18 protein-coding genes are annotated in these 16560 nt (G+C 65.8%); 12 read left to right on the forward strand and 6 right to left on the reverse strand.

The window, feature by feature from the left end:
* Positions 1–13: 13 nt before the first annotated feature.
* The 3 genes from D4766_RS02755 to D4766_RS02765 form a co-directional block, all read right to left on the reverse strand.
* A complete protein-coding gene (locus D4766_RS02755; protein WP_120716071.1) occupies positions 14–808 on the reverse strand; it encodes an SDR family oxidoreductase in 795 nt (264 codons plus the stop codon).
* Between the two features lie 96 nt (positions 809–904).
* On the reverse strand, positions 905–2044 hold the full coding sequence (locus D4766_RS02760; RefSeq protein WP_120716072.1) for an acyl-CoA dehydrogenase family protein: 1140 nt from the start codon (positions 2042–2044) through the stop codon (positions 905–907).
* A 3-nt stretch (positions 2045–2047) separates the two neighbouring features.
* Positions 2048–3226: an acyl-CoA dehydrogenase family protein gene (locus tag D4766_RS02765; RefSeq protein ID WP_120716073.1), complete on the reverse strand. Its 1179-nt coding sequence runs from the start codon at positions 3224–3226 to the stop codon at positions 2048–2050.
* Positions 3227–3399: 173 nt separating this feature from the next.
* On the opposite strand from D4766_RS02765, the gene D4766_RS02770 reads away from it, so the two are divergent.
* The 5 genes from D4766_RS02770 to D4766_RS02790 all read left to right on the forward strand — a co-directional run bounded on the left by D4766_RS02770 (position 3400) and on the right by D4766_RS02790 (position 9338).
* Positions 3400–4254 (forward strand): SDR family NAD(P)-dependent oxidoreductase, encoded by an 855-nt coding sequence (locus D4766_RS02770; protein WP_120716074.1) that lies wholly within the window; start codon positions 3400–3402, stop codon positions 4252–4254.
* Entirely contained in the window at positions 4254–5714 is a 1461-nt protein-coding gene (locus D4766_RS02775; protein WP_120716075.1) for an MFS transporter, read from the forward strand. Before D4766_RS02770 ends, D4766_RS02775 begins: the two co-directional genes overlap by 1 nt.
* 88 nt (positions 5715–5802) lie before the next feature.
* Entirely contained in the window at positions 5803–7101 is a 1299-nt protein-coding gene (locus tag D4766_RS02780; RefSeq protein WP_120716076.1) for an acyl-CoA dehydrogenase family protein, read from the forward strand.
* Positions 7102–7161: 60 nt separating this feature from the next.
* Positions 7162–8250: a Zn-dependent alcohol dehydrogenase gene (locus D4766_RS02785; protein ID WP_120716077.1), complete on the forward strand. Its 1089-nt coding sequence runs from the start codon at positions 7162–7164 to the stop codon at positions 8248–8250.
* Complete coding sequence (locus tag D4766_RS02790) at positions 8247–9338, forward strand: phosphotransferase family protein (protein WP_120716078.1); 1092 nt, start codon at positions 8247–8249, stop codon at positions 9336–9338. Before D4766_RS02785 ends, D4766_RS02790 begins: the two co-directional genes overlap by 4 nt.
* 4 nt (positions 9339–9342) lie before the next feature.
* Here the strand turns inward: D4766_RS02790 and D4766_RS02795 are convergent, their stop codons facing one another.
* Positions 9343–11670: a S8 family peptidase gene (locus D4766_RS02795; protein ID WP_120716079.1), complete on the reverse strand. Its 2328-nt coding sequence runs from the start codon at positions 11668–11670 to the stop codon at positions 9343–9345.
* A gap of 215 nt (positions 11671–11885) precedes the next feature.
* Between D4766_RS02795 and dapD the strand changes: the two genes are divergently transcribed.
* The 3 genes from dapD to D4766_RS02810 are packed head-to-tail and all read left to right on the forward strand — an operon-like array spanning position 11886 to position 13400.
* Complete coding sequence (gene dapD, locus D4766_RS02800) at positions 11886–12725, forward strand: 2,3,4,5-tetrahydropyridine-2,6-dicarboxylate N-succinyltransferase (RefSeq protein WP_120716080.1); 840 nt, start codon at positions 11886–11888, stop codon at positions 12723–12725.
* A 55-nt stretch (positions 12726–12780) separates the two neighbouring features.
* Positions 12781–13155 (forward strand): hypothetical protein, encoded by a 375-nt coding sequence (locus tag D4766_RS02805; RefSeq protein WP_120716081.1) that lies wholly within the window; start codon positions 12781–12783, stop codon positions 13153–13155.
* A 53-nt stretch (positions 13156–13208) separates the two neighbouring features.
* Positions 13209–13400, forward strand: a complete 192-nt coding sequence (locus tag D4766_RS02810) for a DUF3008 family protein (RefSeq protein WP_120716082.1) — start codon at positions 13209–13211, stop codon at positions 13398–13400.
* On the opposite strand, the gene D4766_RS13695 is transcribed toward D4766_RS02810, so the two are convergent.
* Complete coding sequence (locus D4766_RS13695) at positions 13397–13546, reverse strand: hypothetical protein (RefSeq protein ID WP_162935636.1); 150 nt, start codon at positions 13544–13546, stop codon at positions 13397–13399. The two genes, D4766_RS02810 and D4766_RS13695, sit on opposite strands and share 4 nt — an antisense overlap.
* A 77-nt stretch (positions 13547–13623) precedes the next feature.
* Between D4766_RS13695 and D4766_RS02815 the strand changes: the two genes are divergently transcribed.
* From D4766_RS02815 to D4766_RS02825, 3 genes are read left to right on the forward strand one after another with little or no spacing between them, the layout of a single operon-like run.
* Positions 13624–13959 carry a DUF3140 domain-containing protein gene (locus D4766_RS02815; protein ID WP_120718015.1) on the forward strand — a complete coding sequence of 112 codons (336 nt, stop codon included), beginning with the start codon at positions 13624–13626 and terminating at the stop codon, positions 13957–13959.
* Complete coding sequence (locus tag D4766_RS02820; RefSeq protein WP_120716083.1) at positions 13956–14372, forward strand: DUF1810 domain-containing protein; 417 nt, start codon at positions 13956–13958, stop codon at positions 14370–14372. The genes D4766_RS02815 and D4766_RS02820 overlap by 4 nt, the downstream gene beginning before the upstream one ends.
* The gene (locus tag D4766_RS02825) at positions 14369–14878 is read left to right on the forward strand and encodes a potassium channel family protein (protein WP_120716084.1); all 510 of its coding nucleotides are present in this window, start codon (positions 14369–14371) and stop codon (positions 14876–14878) included. Before D4766_RS02820 ends, D4766_RS02825 begins: the two co-directional genes overlap by 4 nt.
* On the opposite strand, the gene D4766_RS02830 is transcribed toward D4766_RS02825, so the two are convergent.
* Positions 14875–16131, reverse strand: a complete 1257-nt coding sequence (locus D4766_RS02830; RefSeq protein ID WP_120716085.1) for a dipeptidase — start codon at positions 16129–16131, stop codon at positions 14875–14877. The genes D4766_RS02825 and D4766_RS02830 overlap by 4 nt on opposite strands.
* Before the next feature lie 123 nt (positions 16132–16254).
* Between D4766_RS02830 and D4766_RS02835 the strand changes: the two genes are divergently transcribed.
* Entirely contained in the window at positions 16255–16545 is a 291-nt protein-coding gene (locus D4766_RS02835) for a DUF427 domain-containing protein (RefSeq protein ID WP_120716086.1), read from the forward strand.
* Positions 16546–16560: the final 15 nt, after the last annotated feature.

Here is a 16560-nt window from a genome sequence, read left to right on the forward strand (position 1 = left end):
TTGTGGCCGTCCGTCAGGGCTGCGCGAAGTGGCTCGGCAGCAGGGCGTTCACGATACCGCCGTCGATCGTCAGCGTCTCGCCCACGGTGTAGTCGCCCGCCCGGCTGGCGAGATAGACCGCGGTGCCGCCCATGTCCCACTTGTCGCCCACGCGCTTGCTGGGGATGCCCGCCGCCGACTGGTCGGCATGGTCGCGCGCGGCGCGGTTCATGTTGGACGGAAACGCGCCGGGTGCGAGGCTGGTGACGTAGACACGGTCCTTCACCAGCCGCGCGGCCATCCGGCGGGTCAGGTGGATCAGCGCGGCCTTGCTCGCCTGGTAGCTGTAGGTCTCCCACGGGTTGACCCGCTGGCCGTCGATCGAAGTGATGTTGATGACCTTGGCCGGCCGGTCCGCGCTGGCCGCGGCGGTCAGCAGGCCGTGCAGCTTCTGGGTGAGGAAGAACGGGGTCTTGACGTTAAGGTCCATGACCTTGTCCCACCCGGCTTCCGGAAACTCGAGGTAGTCGACGCCCCACGCCGCCCCGGCATTGTTGACGAGGATGTCGAGCCTGGTTTCCTTTTCCGAAATGGCCGCGACGAGTTCGTCGATCCCTTCCATCGTCGAAATGTCGCCCTGGATCGGGATCACCCGCTCGCCCAGTTCTTCCGCCGCCTCGTGCAGTTCGCCGCCCTTCCTCGCCGTGATGTACACCCGCTCGATCCCGGCGCCGAGGAAGCCTTCCACGATCATCCGCCCGATCCCGCGGCTGCCGCCGGTCACCAGCGCCACGCGGCCCTTCAGGCCGAACATTTCTTCGAGGGTCATCGTTTTCTCCCGTCATCCCAGCGAACGCTGGGATCGCTCTCGTCTAGGTCGGACTTTGCGGCACGCGGCCCCAGCTTCCGCTGGGGTGACGGGCAATCAGTACCCGCTCAGCCGCGCGACGCGGTCGGCGTGGTAGTAGACGTCGCCCATGAACTCCGAAAGCGCGCGGTCGCGCTTCATGTAGAGGCCGATGTCGTATTCGTCCGTCATGCCGATGCCGCCGTGCATCTGCACGCCTTCCTGCACTGCCAGCTGCGCGGTCTTGCCGACCTTGGCCTTGGCGACGGAGGCCATGAGCGAAGCGTTTTCCGCCCCCCCATCGAGCAACTGCTGCGCCTTGATCGTGACCGCGCGGGCGATCTCGACTTCGGAATAGAGGTGCGCGGCCCGGTGCTGGAGCGCCTGGAATTCGCCGATCATCCGGCCGAACTGCTTGCGCTGCTTGAGATAGTCCACGGTGCGATCCATTGCCCCGCGGGCCACGCCCACGCCTTCCGCCGCCGCGCCGACACGGCCGGCGTCGAGCACCTTGTCGAGGACCGAACGACCGCCGTCGACCTCGCCGATGACCGCGTCGCCGTCGAGCTCAACGCCTTCCAGTGTCAGGTGGCTCGCCATCGAGCTGTCGACCAGACGCACCGAGTTGTGGCCGAGCCCGGCCGCGTCCTTGGGCACCGCGAACAGCGTCACGCCGTCCTCGTCGCTGTCGGAGCCCGATGTGCGCGCGGCGACGACGATCATGTCGGCGCTGGCGCCGTAGACGACGAAGTCCTTCTTGCCGGTGAGGCGGAAGCCGTTGCCGGACTTCTCGGCCTTCGTGGCGATCGTCTCCGGCCGGTGCTTCGGCCCTTCGTCGATGGCGACCGCGAACACGCTGTCGCCCGCGATCAGGCCGGGGAGCCAGCGGCCCTTCGCCTCGGCACTCGCATGGGCGAGCGCGCCAGCCGCCATGACCGAGCTGGTCAGGAACGGCGACGGGGTGAGGTTGCGGCCGATCTCCTCGAGCACGATGCCGGCTTCGACATTGCCCATGCCGAGGCCGCCGTCGGCTTCCGGCACCAACAGGCCGGTGAAGCCCATCTCGGCCATCTGCTTCCACAGGTCGTGGCCGAACCCGTCCTTGCACTGCCGGTCGCGCCAGTGGCGCAACTGCTTGGCGATCGCGCCTTCCTCGGCCATGAACTGGCCGGCGGTTTCGGCCAGCATCGCCTGGTCGTCGGTATGATACAGCGCCATCGATCAGGCCCCCGGGAGTTCGAGAATGCGCTTGGCGATCACGCCCAGCATGACTTCGGACGTGCCGCCCTCGATCGAGTTAGCCTTCGTGCGCAGCCAGTCGCGCGCACGGGCACCGCCGCGGGTTTCCTCGCTGTCCCATTCGAGCGCGGTCGATCCGCCGGCCGCCATCAGCAGTTCGTGGCGGGTCTTGTTGAGCTCCGTCCCGGCGTACTTCATCATGTTGGGCTGAGCGGGATGCGCCTTGCCGACCTTGATCTCGTCGAGGAACTTCTCGCTCATGGCGGTGAAGGAGAGGGCGTCGATGTCGAACAGCGCCAACTCGCTCCGCAGGACGGGGTCGAGCGTGCCGTTGCGCGCCGCGACCGCGCCGAGCGAGGTCGCCCGGTCGCCGCCGCCGGTGGCCGAGATCATCTCGCGTTCGTGGCCGAGCAGGTACTTCGCCACGTCCCATCCGCGGTTGACCTCGCCGACCTGCGCCGGGATGTCCTCGCCATAAGACTTCGGCACATCGACATCGTCGAAGAACGTTTCGCAGAACGGGCTGTTACCGCTGATCAGCAAAATCGGCTTCGTGCTGACGCCGGCGGTCGCCATGTCGAACAGCATGAACGTGATGCCCTGGTACTTGTTCGCCTTGTCGGTGCGGACGAGGCAGAAGATCCAGTCGGCCTTGTCGGCGTAGCTGGTCCAGACCTTCTGGCCGTTGACCGTCCAGTGGTCACCCTTGTCTTCGCCGAACGTCTGCAGGCTAACGAGGTCCGATCCGCTGCCCGGTTCCGAATAGCCTTGGCACCAGCGGATTTCGCCCCGCGCGATCTCGGTGAGGAAGCGTTTCTTCTGCCCCTCGGTGCCGAAATGCAGCAGCGCGGGCCCGAGCATCCAGATGCCGAAGCTGGACAGTGGCGGACGCGCGTTGATCGCGGCCATTTCCTCGCGCAGCACCTTGGCTTCCGCGGGAGAGAGACCGGCACCGCCGTATTCCTTGGGCCAGGAGGGCACGGTGTAGCCCTTGTCGCGGCACGCTTCGAACCAGGCCTTCTGCGCGTCCGACTTGAAGGTGGCGTTGCGGCCGCCCCAATACACGTCGCCTTCGCCCTGAACGGGTTCGCGCATTTCGGGCGGACAATTTTCTTCGAGCCAGGCGCGGGTTTCCGCGCGGAAGGCGTCCAGATCGGCCATCGGGAATCTCCTCTCGTTGACGCACACGTAAAGCGGTTTCGGGCCGCGGGGCAAGGGGCTTGTTCCCGCCATACCCCTTTTACGAGGATGCCGTAGCGGCACCATTTGCCCCGTTGACGATAGGGCGCATCGGCCTACCCTACCCGGCAAACGAAACGCCTTCGGGAGAGGCCATGCGATTCTCAGGCAAGACCATCGTCGTCACCGGCGCGGCATCGGGCATCGGCGCGGAAACGGCGCGCCTGTTTGCCCGTGAAGGCGGCGTCGTGTTCGCCGCCGACATCGATGCCGAGGGCGGCGACCGGCTGGTGGCAGAGGGCGCGGGCGACATTCGCTTCGTCTCGACCGACGTCTGCTCGACCGAGGCGATCGAGGCCTTGATGGACCGGGCAGCCGGGGAAACCGGCGGGATCGACGTAGTGTTCAACAACGCCGGTGCCGGAGGCGCTCGCGAGAAGATTCACGAGATCGAGCCTGAGGCATGGGATCGCACGATGGACCTGCTGGTCCGGTCCGTCGCGTTCGGCATCCGGTATGCCGTACCGCACATGAAGGACCGGCCCGGTGCAGCAATCGTCAACACCGCCAGCGTCGCGGCGACCGGCAGCGGGTACTCTCCCACCGCCTATGCCGTCGCCAAGGCGGCGGTGCTGCATCTGACGAAAGTGGCAGCGGCCGACCTTGCCCAGTTCGGCATCCGGGTGAACGCCATCCTGCCCGGCTTCATCAACACCAACATCTTCACCAGCTCGCTGGACCTGCCGGACAAGACGAAGAGTATCGCCAAGGCGATGATCGCGCAGGCCAGCGCCAACGCCCAGCCGGTAAAGCGCGGCGGGCAGCCGCGCGACATCGCGGAAGCGTGTGCCTTCCTCGCCAGCGAGGCCGCCGGCTTCGTCAACGGCACCGGCCTTCTGGTCGATGGCGGTCTCACCATCGGCCAGCGACCAAGCTGGGATCCGGAGGCCCCGAGTGCACTCGGTATGCTGGCCGCGCTCGAGGAACAGGCGAAGGCGAGCGCCGGCTAATGGCGAGAGCCTCCGCCGCCGACGCACCCTTGCCGATCAAGGGGCCGGTCCCGCGTCGGCTCGTGTTCGCGAACGGTCTCGGCAGCGTCGCCTACGGGATCAAGGACAACGGGTTTTCCACGTTCCTGCTGCTGTTCTACAACCAGGTGCTGGGGATGGACGCGCGGCTGGTCAGCCTCGCGCTGCTCATCGCGCTGGTGTTCGACGGACTTATCGATCCCGTCGTCAGCTACGTCAGCGACCGGACCCGCACGCGCTGGGGCCGGCGACTGCCGTTCCTGTATTTCGCGCCGATCCCGCTGGGCATAGCCTGGTGGTTGCTCTGGTCGCCGTCGCCTGGCGCGGCGAGCTTCCCCATATTGCTGGCAGGCGCGATCGCGGTCCGCGCGGCGGTCGCCTGCTGTGAGGTTCCCTCCGCCGCGATGGTGCCCGAGATCACCCGCGATTACGACGAGCGCACGCGGCTGACCCGCGCGCGTTTCCTTTTCGCATGGGGCGGCGGCCTGCTCATGCTGCTGCTCGCCTACGGGGTGTTCCTCCCCAACGCGATGCTCGCCCGCGACGGCTACCGGCTTTATGGCATTACCGGCGCGGTGCTGATGGTGGCGACCGTCATCGCGTCGGCCATCGGGATGCACAAGTGGGCCGCCTATCTACCGGGCAAGCGACCGCCCAATGCACGGGCGGGCATCGCCGGGGCTTTCGGAGAAATCTTCGAGAGTTTCCGGACGCCGGCCTTCGTGATTTTGATGGCGGCGATGGCGGTGGCGATCACCAGCCAGGGGATCACGTTCTCGATTTCGACGTACCTGATGCTGTTCGTCTGGCAGTTCACACCGGTATGGCTGCAGCTTTATCCGGTCATGCTGTTCATCAGCGTGGTCGGCAGCTTCCTGCTGGTCGCGCCGATGCACCTGAAGCTGGGGAAGCGCGACAGTGCCGTCGTCGCCGGGCTGGTAGGCATGACATTCTGGGTGACGCCTTTGACCCTGCGCCATTTCGGCCTCTGGTGGCCCGACGGTACGAACGCGGCGATCGGCGTGATGTTCGTCTTTACGTTCTTTTCCAACCTGTTCAGCGTGATCGCGACCATGTCGATCTGGTCGATGGTGGCCGATGTGGTCGAAGCATCCGAGGTCGAGACCGGTCGGCGCAGCGAAGGCACATTCTCGGCCGGTGCGTTCTTCGCCAGCAAGTGTTCGACAGGCCTCGGTATCTTCGTGACCGGCTACCTGCTCGCCTACGCCGGCATGCCCGCGGGCGCGAAGCCTGGCGAGGTCGCGCCGCAGATCGTCGACGATCTCGCGATCGCCTATGTCGTGTGCGTCTTTATCCTGGCGATCGGCGTCGCGCTGATCGTACGCAAGTTCCCGATCACCCGCGCCCAGCACGAGGCGCGGCTCGCGCTGCTGGCCGACGCGGCGAAAGCCGACCCCGAAGGGACCGCGCTTCATCCCTAGAATGGCAATCCCGACCTTGGCGAGCGGCGAACGCTCTGCCACGGTCCCGAATCGAAACCGAACGAACGAAACGAGAGGACAAGCGGACATGGATTTCGAACCGACCGACCGGCAGAAGCACTGGCGCGACCGGGTGCGCCACTTCATCGACAGCCACGTCCGCCCGCGTACCGACGAGTACAAGGAGGCGCACGAGAAGGACCGCTGGGGCGTCAATCCGGTGCTCGAAGAAGAAAAGGCCCGCGCGAAAGCGCAGGGCATCTGGAACCTGTTCATGCCCCCGCAGTCGGGCCGCCCGCACGTCGACGACAGCTTCGAATTCGACGGCCCCGGGCTCACCAACCTCGAGTACGCACTGTGCGCCGAGGAAATGGGCCGCATCGGCTGGGCGAGCGAGGTGTTCAACTGCTCCGCCCCCGATACCGGCAACATGGAGGTGTTCCACCGTTACGGGACGCGCGAGCAGAAGGACGAGTGGCTGAAGCCGCTGATGGAGGGCGAGATCCGGTCCGCCTTCCTGATGACCGAGCCCGCCGTTGCGTCCTCCGACGCGACCAACATCGAAACCCGCATGGTCCGCGACGGCGACCATTACGTCATCAATGGCACGAAGTGGTGGTCTTCGGGCGCAGGCGACCCGCGCTGCAAGGTCGCGATCGTGATGGGCAAGACCGACTTCGAGGCCAAGCGACACCAGCAGCAGTCGCAGATCCTCGTTCCCCTCGATGCCGAAGGCGTCACGATCAAGCGGCATCTGCCGGTTTTCGGCTACGACGACAGCCCGCACGGCCATATGGAAATCGTGCTCAAGGACGTGCGCGTTCCCGTATCGAACATGATCCTGGGTGAAGGGCGCGGGTTCGAAATCGCGCAGGGCCGCCTCGGGCCCGGCCGCATCCACCACTGCATGCGCACGATCGGCGTCGCCGAGGAAGCGCTCGAAAAGATGTGCAAGCGCCTCCAGACCCGCGAAGCCTTCGGCAAGCCGATCTACCAGCATTCCGTGTGGGAAGAACGCGTCGCCCGCGCGCGCATCGACATCGAGATGACCCGCCTGCTCTGCCTCAAGGCAGCCGACATGATGGACAAGGTCGGCAACAAGGCCGCGGCGCAGGAGATCGCGATGATCAAGGTCCAGGCGCCCAACATGGCGCTGCGGATCATCGACGACGCGATCCAGGCCCACGGCGCCGGCGGCGTGAGCGACGACTTCGGTCTCGCCAACGCCTACGCCCACCAACGCACCCTGCGGTTGGCCGACGGCCCTGACGAAGTGCACGCACGTGCCATCGCGCGGATCGAGTTCGCGCGCCACGCGCCGAATGTCGAGAAGCCGAGCAACGTGTTCACCGACTACAGTTCGGGCGACATGGCCGCCACGCGCTGACATCCGAACCGACCAGCCCTGCCCCCTCTCGCGCCTGCGGGAGGGGGACCGGAGATACCCATGAAAGCCGCCGTACTCGTCCAGCCCAAGCAGCCGCTGGAAATCGAAGACCTGTCGATCGCCAAGCCCGGTCCGCACGAGGTCCTGATCCGCACCGCCGCATGCGGCCTGTGCCATTCCGACCTTCACTTCATAGAGGGTGCCTACCCCCACCCCCTGCCTGGTGTACCTGGCCATGAAGCGGCCGGCGTGGTCGAAGCGGTCGGGAGCGAGGTTCGCACGGTCAAGCCCGGCGACCACGTCGTCTCCTGCCTCAGCGCGTTCTGCGGACACTGCGAATTCTGCGTTACCGGCCGGCTTGCTTTATGCGTCAGCGGCGACACCCGCCGCGCGCAAGGGCAGCCGCCGCGCCTGTCCCGGCCCGACGGCAGCACGGTCAACCAGATGCTCAACCTGTCGGCATTCGCCGAACAGATGCTCATTCACGAGAACGCCTGCGTGGCGATCGATCGCGACATGCCGCTCGACCGGGCCGCCATCATCGGCTGCGCGGTAACGACAGGGGCAGGCACGATCTTCAACGCCTGCAAGCTGGTCCCCGGCGAGACGGTGGCCGTGATTGGCTGCGGCGGCGTGGGGCTGGCCGCGATCAACGCCGCCAAGATCGCCGGCGCCGGCATGGTCATCGCGGTCGATCCCGTCCCCGCCAAGCGCGAACTCGCCAAGGTGCTGGGCGCGACCCATGCGATCGACGCCATGGCCGACGACGCGGTCGGCCAGATCGTCGAGCTGACCAAGGGCGGCGTCCATCACGCTATCGAGGCTGTTGGCCGGCAAGCTTCCGCCGACCTCGCCTGCAAGGTGCTGCGCCGCGGAGGGACGGCCACGATCCTCGGGATGATGCCGCTCGACTGCAAGGTCGGCCTCGGCGCGATGGACCTCCTGAGTGGCAAGAAGCTGCAGGGCGCGATCATGGGGATGAACCGGTTTCCGGTGGACCTGCCCCGGCTGGTCGACTTCTACATGCGCGGACTGCTCGACCTCGACACCATTATCGCCGAAAGGATCGGTCTGAAGGACGTCAACGAAGGCTTTGAAAAGATGAAGCAGGGCGACAGCGCGCGCAGCGTGATCGTGTTCGATCAATGAGCGTTCCGAGCCCGGAAATCGCCGACGCGACAGCTGCGTTCACCGGCACCGTCGCGCCGAGCGAGGCCGATCACCTCGACGAAGCGAAGCTGACCGCCTGGATGGAAGCCAACGTCCCCGGCTTCGAAGGCCCGCTGACGCAGGGCAAGTTCAAGGGCGGCCAGTCGAACCCGACCTACAAAATCGCGACCCCTGCCAAGAGCTACGTCCTGCGCCGTAAGCCGTACGGCCCGCTCTTGCCGAGCGCGCACGCGGTCGACCGCGAATTCCGCGTCCAGTCCGGGCTCTACAGGACCGGCTTCCCGGTGGCGCAGCAGTTCGGCCTGTGCACCGACGACGAGGTCGTGGGGTCGTGGTTCTACGTCATGGACATGGTCGACGGGCGGACCATCTGGGACGGCGCGATGCCCGGCGCCGAACCGCCAGAGCGCCGCGCGGTCTACAACGCGATGATCGACACGCTGGCCAAGCTTCACAACACCAGCATCGAAGACGCGGGCCTCGAGACTTACGGCAAGCCCGGCAACTACTTCGGACGGCAGGTCGACAGGTGGACGAAGCAGTACCGCCTGTCCGAGACTGAAACGCTTCCGTCGATGGAGAAGCTGATCGAATACCTGCCGGCGACGCTGCCCGAGCAGACGCGCACCAGCGTCGTCCACGGCGATTACCGGATCGACAACATGATCTTCGCGCACGACCGGCCCGAAGTGCTGGCGGTGCTCGACTGGGAGCTCTCGACGCTCGGCGACCCGATGTCGGACTTCACCTACCTGTGCATGATGTACGTCACCGAGAACGGCGGCCGCAGCGGAGTGATGGACCTCGACCGGCAGGCTCTCGGTATTCCGGAACTCGAGGAGACCGTCGAAAGATATTGCGCGGCCACCGGGCGGACCGAGGTGCCGGATATGAATTGGTTCTTTGCCTACAACTTCTTCCGCCTCGCGGGCATCCTCCAGGGCATCAAGAAGCGCGTCATCGACGGGACGGCGAGCTCGGCCCATGCCAAGGCGCAGAGCGACCGCGTCGCCCCGCTGGCCGACAAGGCGTGGGAGTTCGCACGAAAGGCCGGCGCACCGGCCTGACGAATTAGAACCGCACGCCCCACTTCACCGCCACGCCCTTGTCGTCGCGCAGTGCGGCGACGTGGCCGGGATCCCTGCGGTAGAAGACGCTTGCCGAGGCGTTGCCGCCCAGAAGCGCTCCCTGCCAGGCCAGTTCCGTGTCGATCTCGCGCCCCTTCGGCGAGAGTGACAGCGAACGGATGCCGTAGGTGGGGCTGAGCGTGGCATAGCTGTAATCGACAGGCAGGTTGAGCGCGAGGCCACCGCCCTCGACCCGCAACGGCTGCGATACGCGCAGGCCGAGCGTGTCGGTCGTCCCGAGGATTCCGCTGCGCGTCAGGTCGGCCGACAATGCGCGGCTCGAGAAATTCGAACCGGCCGAAACCAGCCCCACACGGTCCGCGCGCGTCCATCCCTGCCGGATCGCCCCGCCGAGACGCCATCCATCTGCGAAGCGCCAACCCACATGGGCATCGATGAACAGGCTGTTCGCCCCGCCTGCGCCGAACGCGTCGTGGAAATATCCGCCAAGGACGGTGCGGTCCTCGTTCAACCACGTCAGCCCCAAGACCGTGCCGATGGCACCGAATGAGCGATCGGCGGCCAGCGAAAAGGTGCGAACCGACTTCTCTTCGCGCTGCCTGTCGAGCACGCCGTCGGCGAGACGGAGGTTGCCGAGCCGGGCGCTGCCCGTGCCGCCGCTGGCGGTCAGGCCCCAATCGCCGATCTGCTGACGATAGGCGAGCGACGTATCGCCAAACGCGGAAAAACCGGCCTGCCCGCGCGCGTCCCCCGCGATCAGGAAGGCCGCCTGCTCGCGGCCCTGAAGCTGCGCGACGAGGCCCTCAGGGCTTTCACGGAACGCAAACCCCATCGTCTTGCCCGGCGCGAGCTTCATCGCGACCCGAGCGGCGAGGACCGTCGCCTCCCGCGCCTGGTCGCTCGAAAGGCGTAGCGGCGCGATGGGCGCCATGCCGCCGCGCGACCCGTCGGCGACCGTGAACGCCAGCGCCATCGTCTTGCCCGCTGCCCCGATCCGGCGCGAACCGGCATCGACCGCACCGAGCAGCTTGGGCTCGGCCGCCGCCCGCCTGAGGCCTTGCGCGAGGTCGTATCCGTAAGCCCGGCCGTAGCTGTCAGTCACGACCGCACCGAGCGTCCCGCCCACGAAGGCATCGCCCATCGCCGGCGATGCCACTCCGGTATCGTCGGCGACGCGCACGACCGATGTGCTGCCCGCGAGCGCGGTCGCGCCGCGCGGTGCGAAGGCGGCCGCGATGTCGAGGATGCCGCGCCCGTATATCGGATCGGTCCCGGTCGCGCCCGCGTCCCGCGCGGACTTGAGCAGCAGGTCCACCATCTGCGCGCCGGAGAGGTTGGGAAACGCCTGCTTCAGCAGCGCGACCGCACCCGAGACCTGCGGCGCGCTGAAGCTCGTGCCCGACACTAGGGTCACGAACGTGCCGCTGCTGTCGCTGGTCTGCTTGAGGACGCCGTTCTCGTAAACGCAGCAGACCCTCTCGCCAAGCGCCGACAGGTAATAGTTCGCCTGGCTCCCCGCCTTGTTGCTGAAAGCGGAGAATTGTCCCTGCTCGTTGACCGAGCCCACGATGATCACGTTGGCGCCGCCCGCGGTCCGCACCGCGATTGCAAAAGGGTTGGGGGTATTGGGGTCGATGTCGGGATCGCTGCCGTCGCCCTCGTTACCGGCCGAAACCACAAGCACGACGCCCGCGGCCGACGCCTTCGTCACCGAGTCCAGAAGGCCCCGGGAAGGTGCGTCGCCGCCGAGCGAAAGGTTGATGACCGTCGCCCCTGCCGCCACCGCACGGTCGATACCGCGCGCGATATTGGTGTCTGTGAAAACGCAGTCGTCCTTCGACGCGCAGCTGCCCGGACTGTCGGCGCGCAGGGCGACGATCGAGGCGTTGTAGGCGATCCCCACCACGCCCGTATTGTTACGCGCCGCAGCGGCGACGAGAGCAACCTGCGTGCCGTGATCGTCGCTGGCCTCGAAGGTACCGTTGCCGGCGACGTCGGCGCTGCCGGAATCGATCCGGCCCGCGAATTCGGGGTTGTCGGTATCGATACCGGTATCGATGACCGCGATCTTGACCCCTGCACCCGTCGCGCTGGCAGACCAGGCGGTCGCCGCGCCGTGGTACGACGGTCCGTCGGACCGGCGGTATTCGGCGGTATCGAAGTTGGTTGTCGTCGGTGGCGGGGTGGGGGTCGGTGCCGGTGCGGGGGCCGGCGAAGGCGATGGCGTCGGCACGGGTGCGGGCGTGCTGATCACACCGCCCCCGCCGCCCCCTCCGCCCCCGCAAGCGGTCAGCAGCGCCAAGGCGACCATAGCGCATCCAGTGCGAAGCCGTGCGGCACGGCCACCCGATCCGTTCGTCATTCGTCGCGTCCCTGATGGAATTACGCCGCCGTATATCATGCAACGCTAAAGCGGGCATGAACGACGATTGGTAAGCCGGTCCCTTCGAGAATGCCGGCCCGGCTCGCTTGTCGAGCACGAAGCACGTCGCTAGCGCGGGAAAGACCGCAGGGAGACGACAGCAGATGACCGCAGATCTCGAAACAGCCATCGACGCCGCGTGGGAACGACGCGCCGAGGTGACCGCCGCCAGCTCCGATGTTTGCGAGCCGGTTGAAGCCGCGCTTGCGATGCTCGACGATGGCAGCGCACGTGTCGCCGAACCCGACGGCAACGGCGGCTGGCGCGTGAACGAGTGGCTGAAGAAGGCAGTCCTTCTCAGCTTCCGCCTGAACGACAACATCGTCATGGACGGCGGCAGCGCGGGCGCGCCGGCCTACGACAAGGTGCCCAGCAAGTTCGCCGGATGGGGCGAGAACCGATTTCGCGATGCAGGATTTCGCGTCGTCCCCGGTGCGATCGTCCGCCGCGGCAGCCACATCGGCAAGGGCGTGGTTCTGATGCCCAGCTTCGTCAACATCGGGGCCCGCGTCGGCGAAGGGACGATGGTCGATACCTGGGCCACGGTCGGCAGCTGCGCCCAGATCGGCGATCACGTGCACCTGTCGGGCGGGGTCGGGATCGGCGGCGTGCTCGAACCGCTCCAAGCGGGACCGGTCGTGATCGAGGACGGTTGCTTCATCGGCGCCCGGTCCGAAGTCGTCGAGGGTGTGCGTGTCTGCGAAGGAGCGGTTCTCTCGATGGGCGTCTACCTCGGCGCGTCGACCAAGATCGTCGATCGCGCGACCGGCGAGGTGCACATCGGCCGCGTCCCGCCGTACTCGGTGGTCGTGCCCGGATCGATGGCCGGCCGCCCCCTTCCCGACGGTAGCCCCGGCCCCAGCCTCTACTGCGCAGTCATCGTGAAGACGGTCGACGCGCAGACCCGTGCGAAGACCGGCATCAACGAGCTTCTTCGGGACTAGGAACCACGGCGGCGGCCGACCGTAGATCGACCAAATTCACAAGGGAACGTTTCAGATGGACAACCGGGGCAACGAAATTCATGCAACCGAGACCGAGGTCAGCGGCGGCTCCAAGGAAGGCGTGGTGCGCTGGGTGCTGATCGTCGGCCTCGTGCTGGTGGTCGTATTCTTGAGCGTGGTGTGGATGGTGGGTGCCGCGAGCCAACCCGACGGCGCGGACAGCGAGCCCAGCGTGAGCAACACGATCGCGGAAGAAGGTGCGCAAAGCGATCGCGGCGAACCGATGGCCCCTACCTTCGATCAGTCGACTGAAGATCAGACGTCGCAAAACGGATTGCTTGAGGTAGAACCGAACCCGGCAACCTCTCCGTCGGATAGCGCGACGCCGGGCGATGCTCCGGCCGGAAATCCTTCGTCGGATGCGATGTAAGGCTCGAAGTCATTCGAGAAGGTAGCGACGGGACGTGAGAGGAGTCTAACGCCATGCCAGCGAAGTCGAAGGCGCAACAGAAGGCTGCGGGAGCCGCATTGTCGGCGAAGCGCGGCGATACAAAAGTCGGCGATCTTCAGGGCGCATCGAAAGATATGTACGATTCGATGACCGAAAGCGAACTCGAGGATCTGGCAGAAACAAAGCGGGAGGACTTGCCCGATACGGTCGACGAGGAAGACTAGTCCTTCTTCGCGGCAGCCTTGCCGCCCTTTCTGCCCAGTTCGGCTTGGGCGGCCGACGATTTTCGCGGGTTCTTTTCGCCCTCCTTTGCCGCCTTCGCATTCGCCTTTTGCGCTGTCTCGCTGCCCTTGCCCTTCTTTTCCGCCATCGCATGCGTCCTCGTTGTTCGCTGGTGGAACCGACCGGCTCGCAATCCGGTTCCGTCCATTGAACGAGGAGACCGAGATGGACGACGACAAGCGGGAAGAGACTTATTCCGACTTTCAGGAGGCCGTGAACATGGCCCCGAAGGAACTCGAGGACTGGCTCGACACCGAAAAATCGAAATCGGTCGGCGATAGCGACGGTGGGGGCGAGAGCACCGGCCACAAGTCGGGACGGCGGATCGTGGAGATCAAGCGGACGAAGAAGGACGACCTGACCGACAGCCAGTACGATCACATGGCGAAGGTCGTCGGCTACGTACATCGTCACCTGGCGCAAAAGCCTTCAGGCGACATCGAGGACAGCGACTGGCGCTATTCCCTGATGAACTGGGGCCACGATCCCACGAAATCGTGAGCAATCTGGATCGCTTCGTCCAAGCCCAGGCCGGGGGCGTCTACGAAACCGCCCTCGACGAAATTCGCGATGGAGCGAAGCGAAGCCATTGGATGTGGTACATTTTCCCTCAGGTCACAGGCCTGGGGCGAAGCGCAGCCGCGCAGTTCTATGGGATCGACGGTCGAAGGGAGGCGGAAGACTATCTGTCCCATTCCTTGCTTGGCTCCCGGCTTCACGACTGTACGCTGTCCCTCCTCGCGCTTGCCGGCAAAACCGATGCCGTGTCCATTTTCGGATCCGTGGACGCGATGAAACTGCGCAGCTCGATGACGCTTTTCGAAGCCGTGGCGCACCGGGACGCTTCGTTCCGCAAGGTGCTCGAAGCCTTCTTCGACGGTGAGCGCGACCAAGCCACGCTGGACCTGTTGTGAACAAGCTACCCGACGATCAGCAGGTCATCGACGCGACCTTCAGCATGCAACTCGGCGTGGGCGCCTTGATGATCGCCGTGTGCGTTGTAATTCACGGCATCGGTCTTTTCACGCTCCACCGGGCCGTCGTCGGCGAGGAATCGGAGGAGCGCTTCAAGAACCTCCAGCCGCTGTCGTTTCGCGGAACCCTGTTTACGCTCGGCACGGTCTTTGCGCTGATCTTCATCCACTTCGTGGAAATCTGGCTTTTCGCGTTTCTCTTCGACTACCTCGGCGCGCTACGCAATTTTCAGGAATCGCTGTATTTCTCGACGATCAGCTACGCGACCATCGGGTACAGCGATGCGTCCATCGCCGACCAATGGCGGATGGTCGCCGCTCTCGAGGGGATTCTCGGCGTCATCCTGCTCGGCTGGTCGACGGCGTTCTTCGTACGGCTCCTCGGCCGGATGGAAGGCGACCATGTCCGGCAACCGCTCTCCGATACGCGAGACCCGGACGGCTAGAAGGCAGTCGGGCTTTCGATCGGCGGATCGTTCCGATGTGCCGCGGCGTAGGCTTCTGCGGCGCGCAGAACGCGTTCGATGTTGCCACCGGCGATCTTTTCGAGGTCGGTTTTGGTGTACCCCCTTCTTGCAAGCTCGGCGAACAGCGCAGGATAGCCGGTCACGTCTTCCGCGCCGACAGGCCCGGTTTCCATACCGTCGTAGTCACCGCCGAGCCCGACATGGTCGGTCCCCGCGACCTTGCGGATGTGGTCGATATGGTCGGCCCAGTCGGACACCGTGGCCATGATTTTGGGATTGGCCGCTCGCCATGCTTGCATTCCGTCCGCAACCGCAGCGGGGTCGCCGCGCCACAGCGACTTGAGCCGCGCCTCTTCCCCAGCGCTCGATGCGCTCCACTGACGCCGCGTCTCGCTGAGGAAGTCGGGATAGCCCACCGCCATCACCAGCCCTCCGTTCGCAGGCAGGCGCCCCAGGACGCTGTCGGGCACGTTGCGCGCATGGCCGTTCACCGCGCGCGCGCCGGAATGGCTGAAGATCACCGGCGCGCCCGACACATCGAGTGCATCCATCATCGTCTTCTCGCTGACGTGGCTCAGATCGACCAGCATCCCGAGCCGGTTCATCTCGTGGACTACGTCCTTGCCGAACCCGGTCAGCCCGTTGTGGGAAGGTGCGTCGGTGGCGCTATCCGCCCACGGCGTGTTCTTCGAATGCGTCAGGGTAAGGTAGCGTGCGCCCAGCGCATGCATCTGGCGCAGAACCGCCAGGCTGGATCCGATCGAGTGACCACCCTCCATGCCGATAAGCGACGCCAGTCGCCCAGCGCGCATGGCACGTTTCGCACCGTCGGCGGTCGTCACGAACTCCATGCGGCCCGGATTACGCGCGATCAGGCGCTTCATGACGTCGATTTGCTCGAGAGTCGCCTGAACGGCCTGCTGTTCCGAAAGGTCGGCGCTCACGTAGACCGACCAGAACTGCGCGCCGAGGCGACCTTCGGCAGCGCGGCGGAGGTCGGTGTGCATCGGACCCTTGCCCGCCTCCTCGTCGGCGGTGCCGCGCGTATCGTCGAAATCGACTCCCGCGATCATGTTCCGGTACCGCTCGCGGAACTGTTCGGGGACGTCGTTATGCCCGTCCCACACCGGCGTGGATTTCAGGGCAGCCGCTGCGACCGCTTCCGGATCGGGTGCAGCCAGCGCCGGGCTCGAGACAAGAAGCGCCGCGAGTCCGATCGGAGCGAGTTTCATTTGTCGGTTTCCCCTAGCGTTATCGAGACTCCGGACCGCTTATCCCAAACCGTGCCGGGCTGCCATTCGGAACCACTGCGCGGAACCGCGCTTGATGAATCTGATGCAAAGCAAGGAAGCGAAATGACTGTCGAGGCAACCTGGAATGATACCGTCATCGCAAAGAGCGACGACACCGTCGTCGTCGAGGGCAATTACTACTTCCCTCGCGCGGATGTCGATCCCGCGCTGCTGGTCGCCAGCGAAGCCACCAGCCGATGCCCGTGGAAGGGGACCGCACACTACTACACGCTCGACGTTGATGGGGAGCGCAACCCGGACGCCGCATGGTATTATCCGGATCCGAAACCGGAGGCGGAGCAGGTGCGCGGCCGCATCGCCTTCTGGCAAGGAGTGAAGGTCGAGGAAGTCTGACGCGTCCAAGCGGGG

Origin of the sequence: Tsuneonella amylolytica (genome assembly GCF_003626915.1) — a bacterium.
GTDB classification, from domain to species: Bacteria; Pseudomonadota; Alphaproteobacteria; order Sphingomonadales; family Sphingomonadaceae; genus Tsuneonella; species Tsuneonella amylolytica.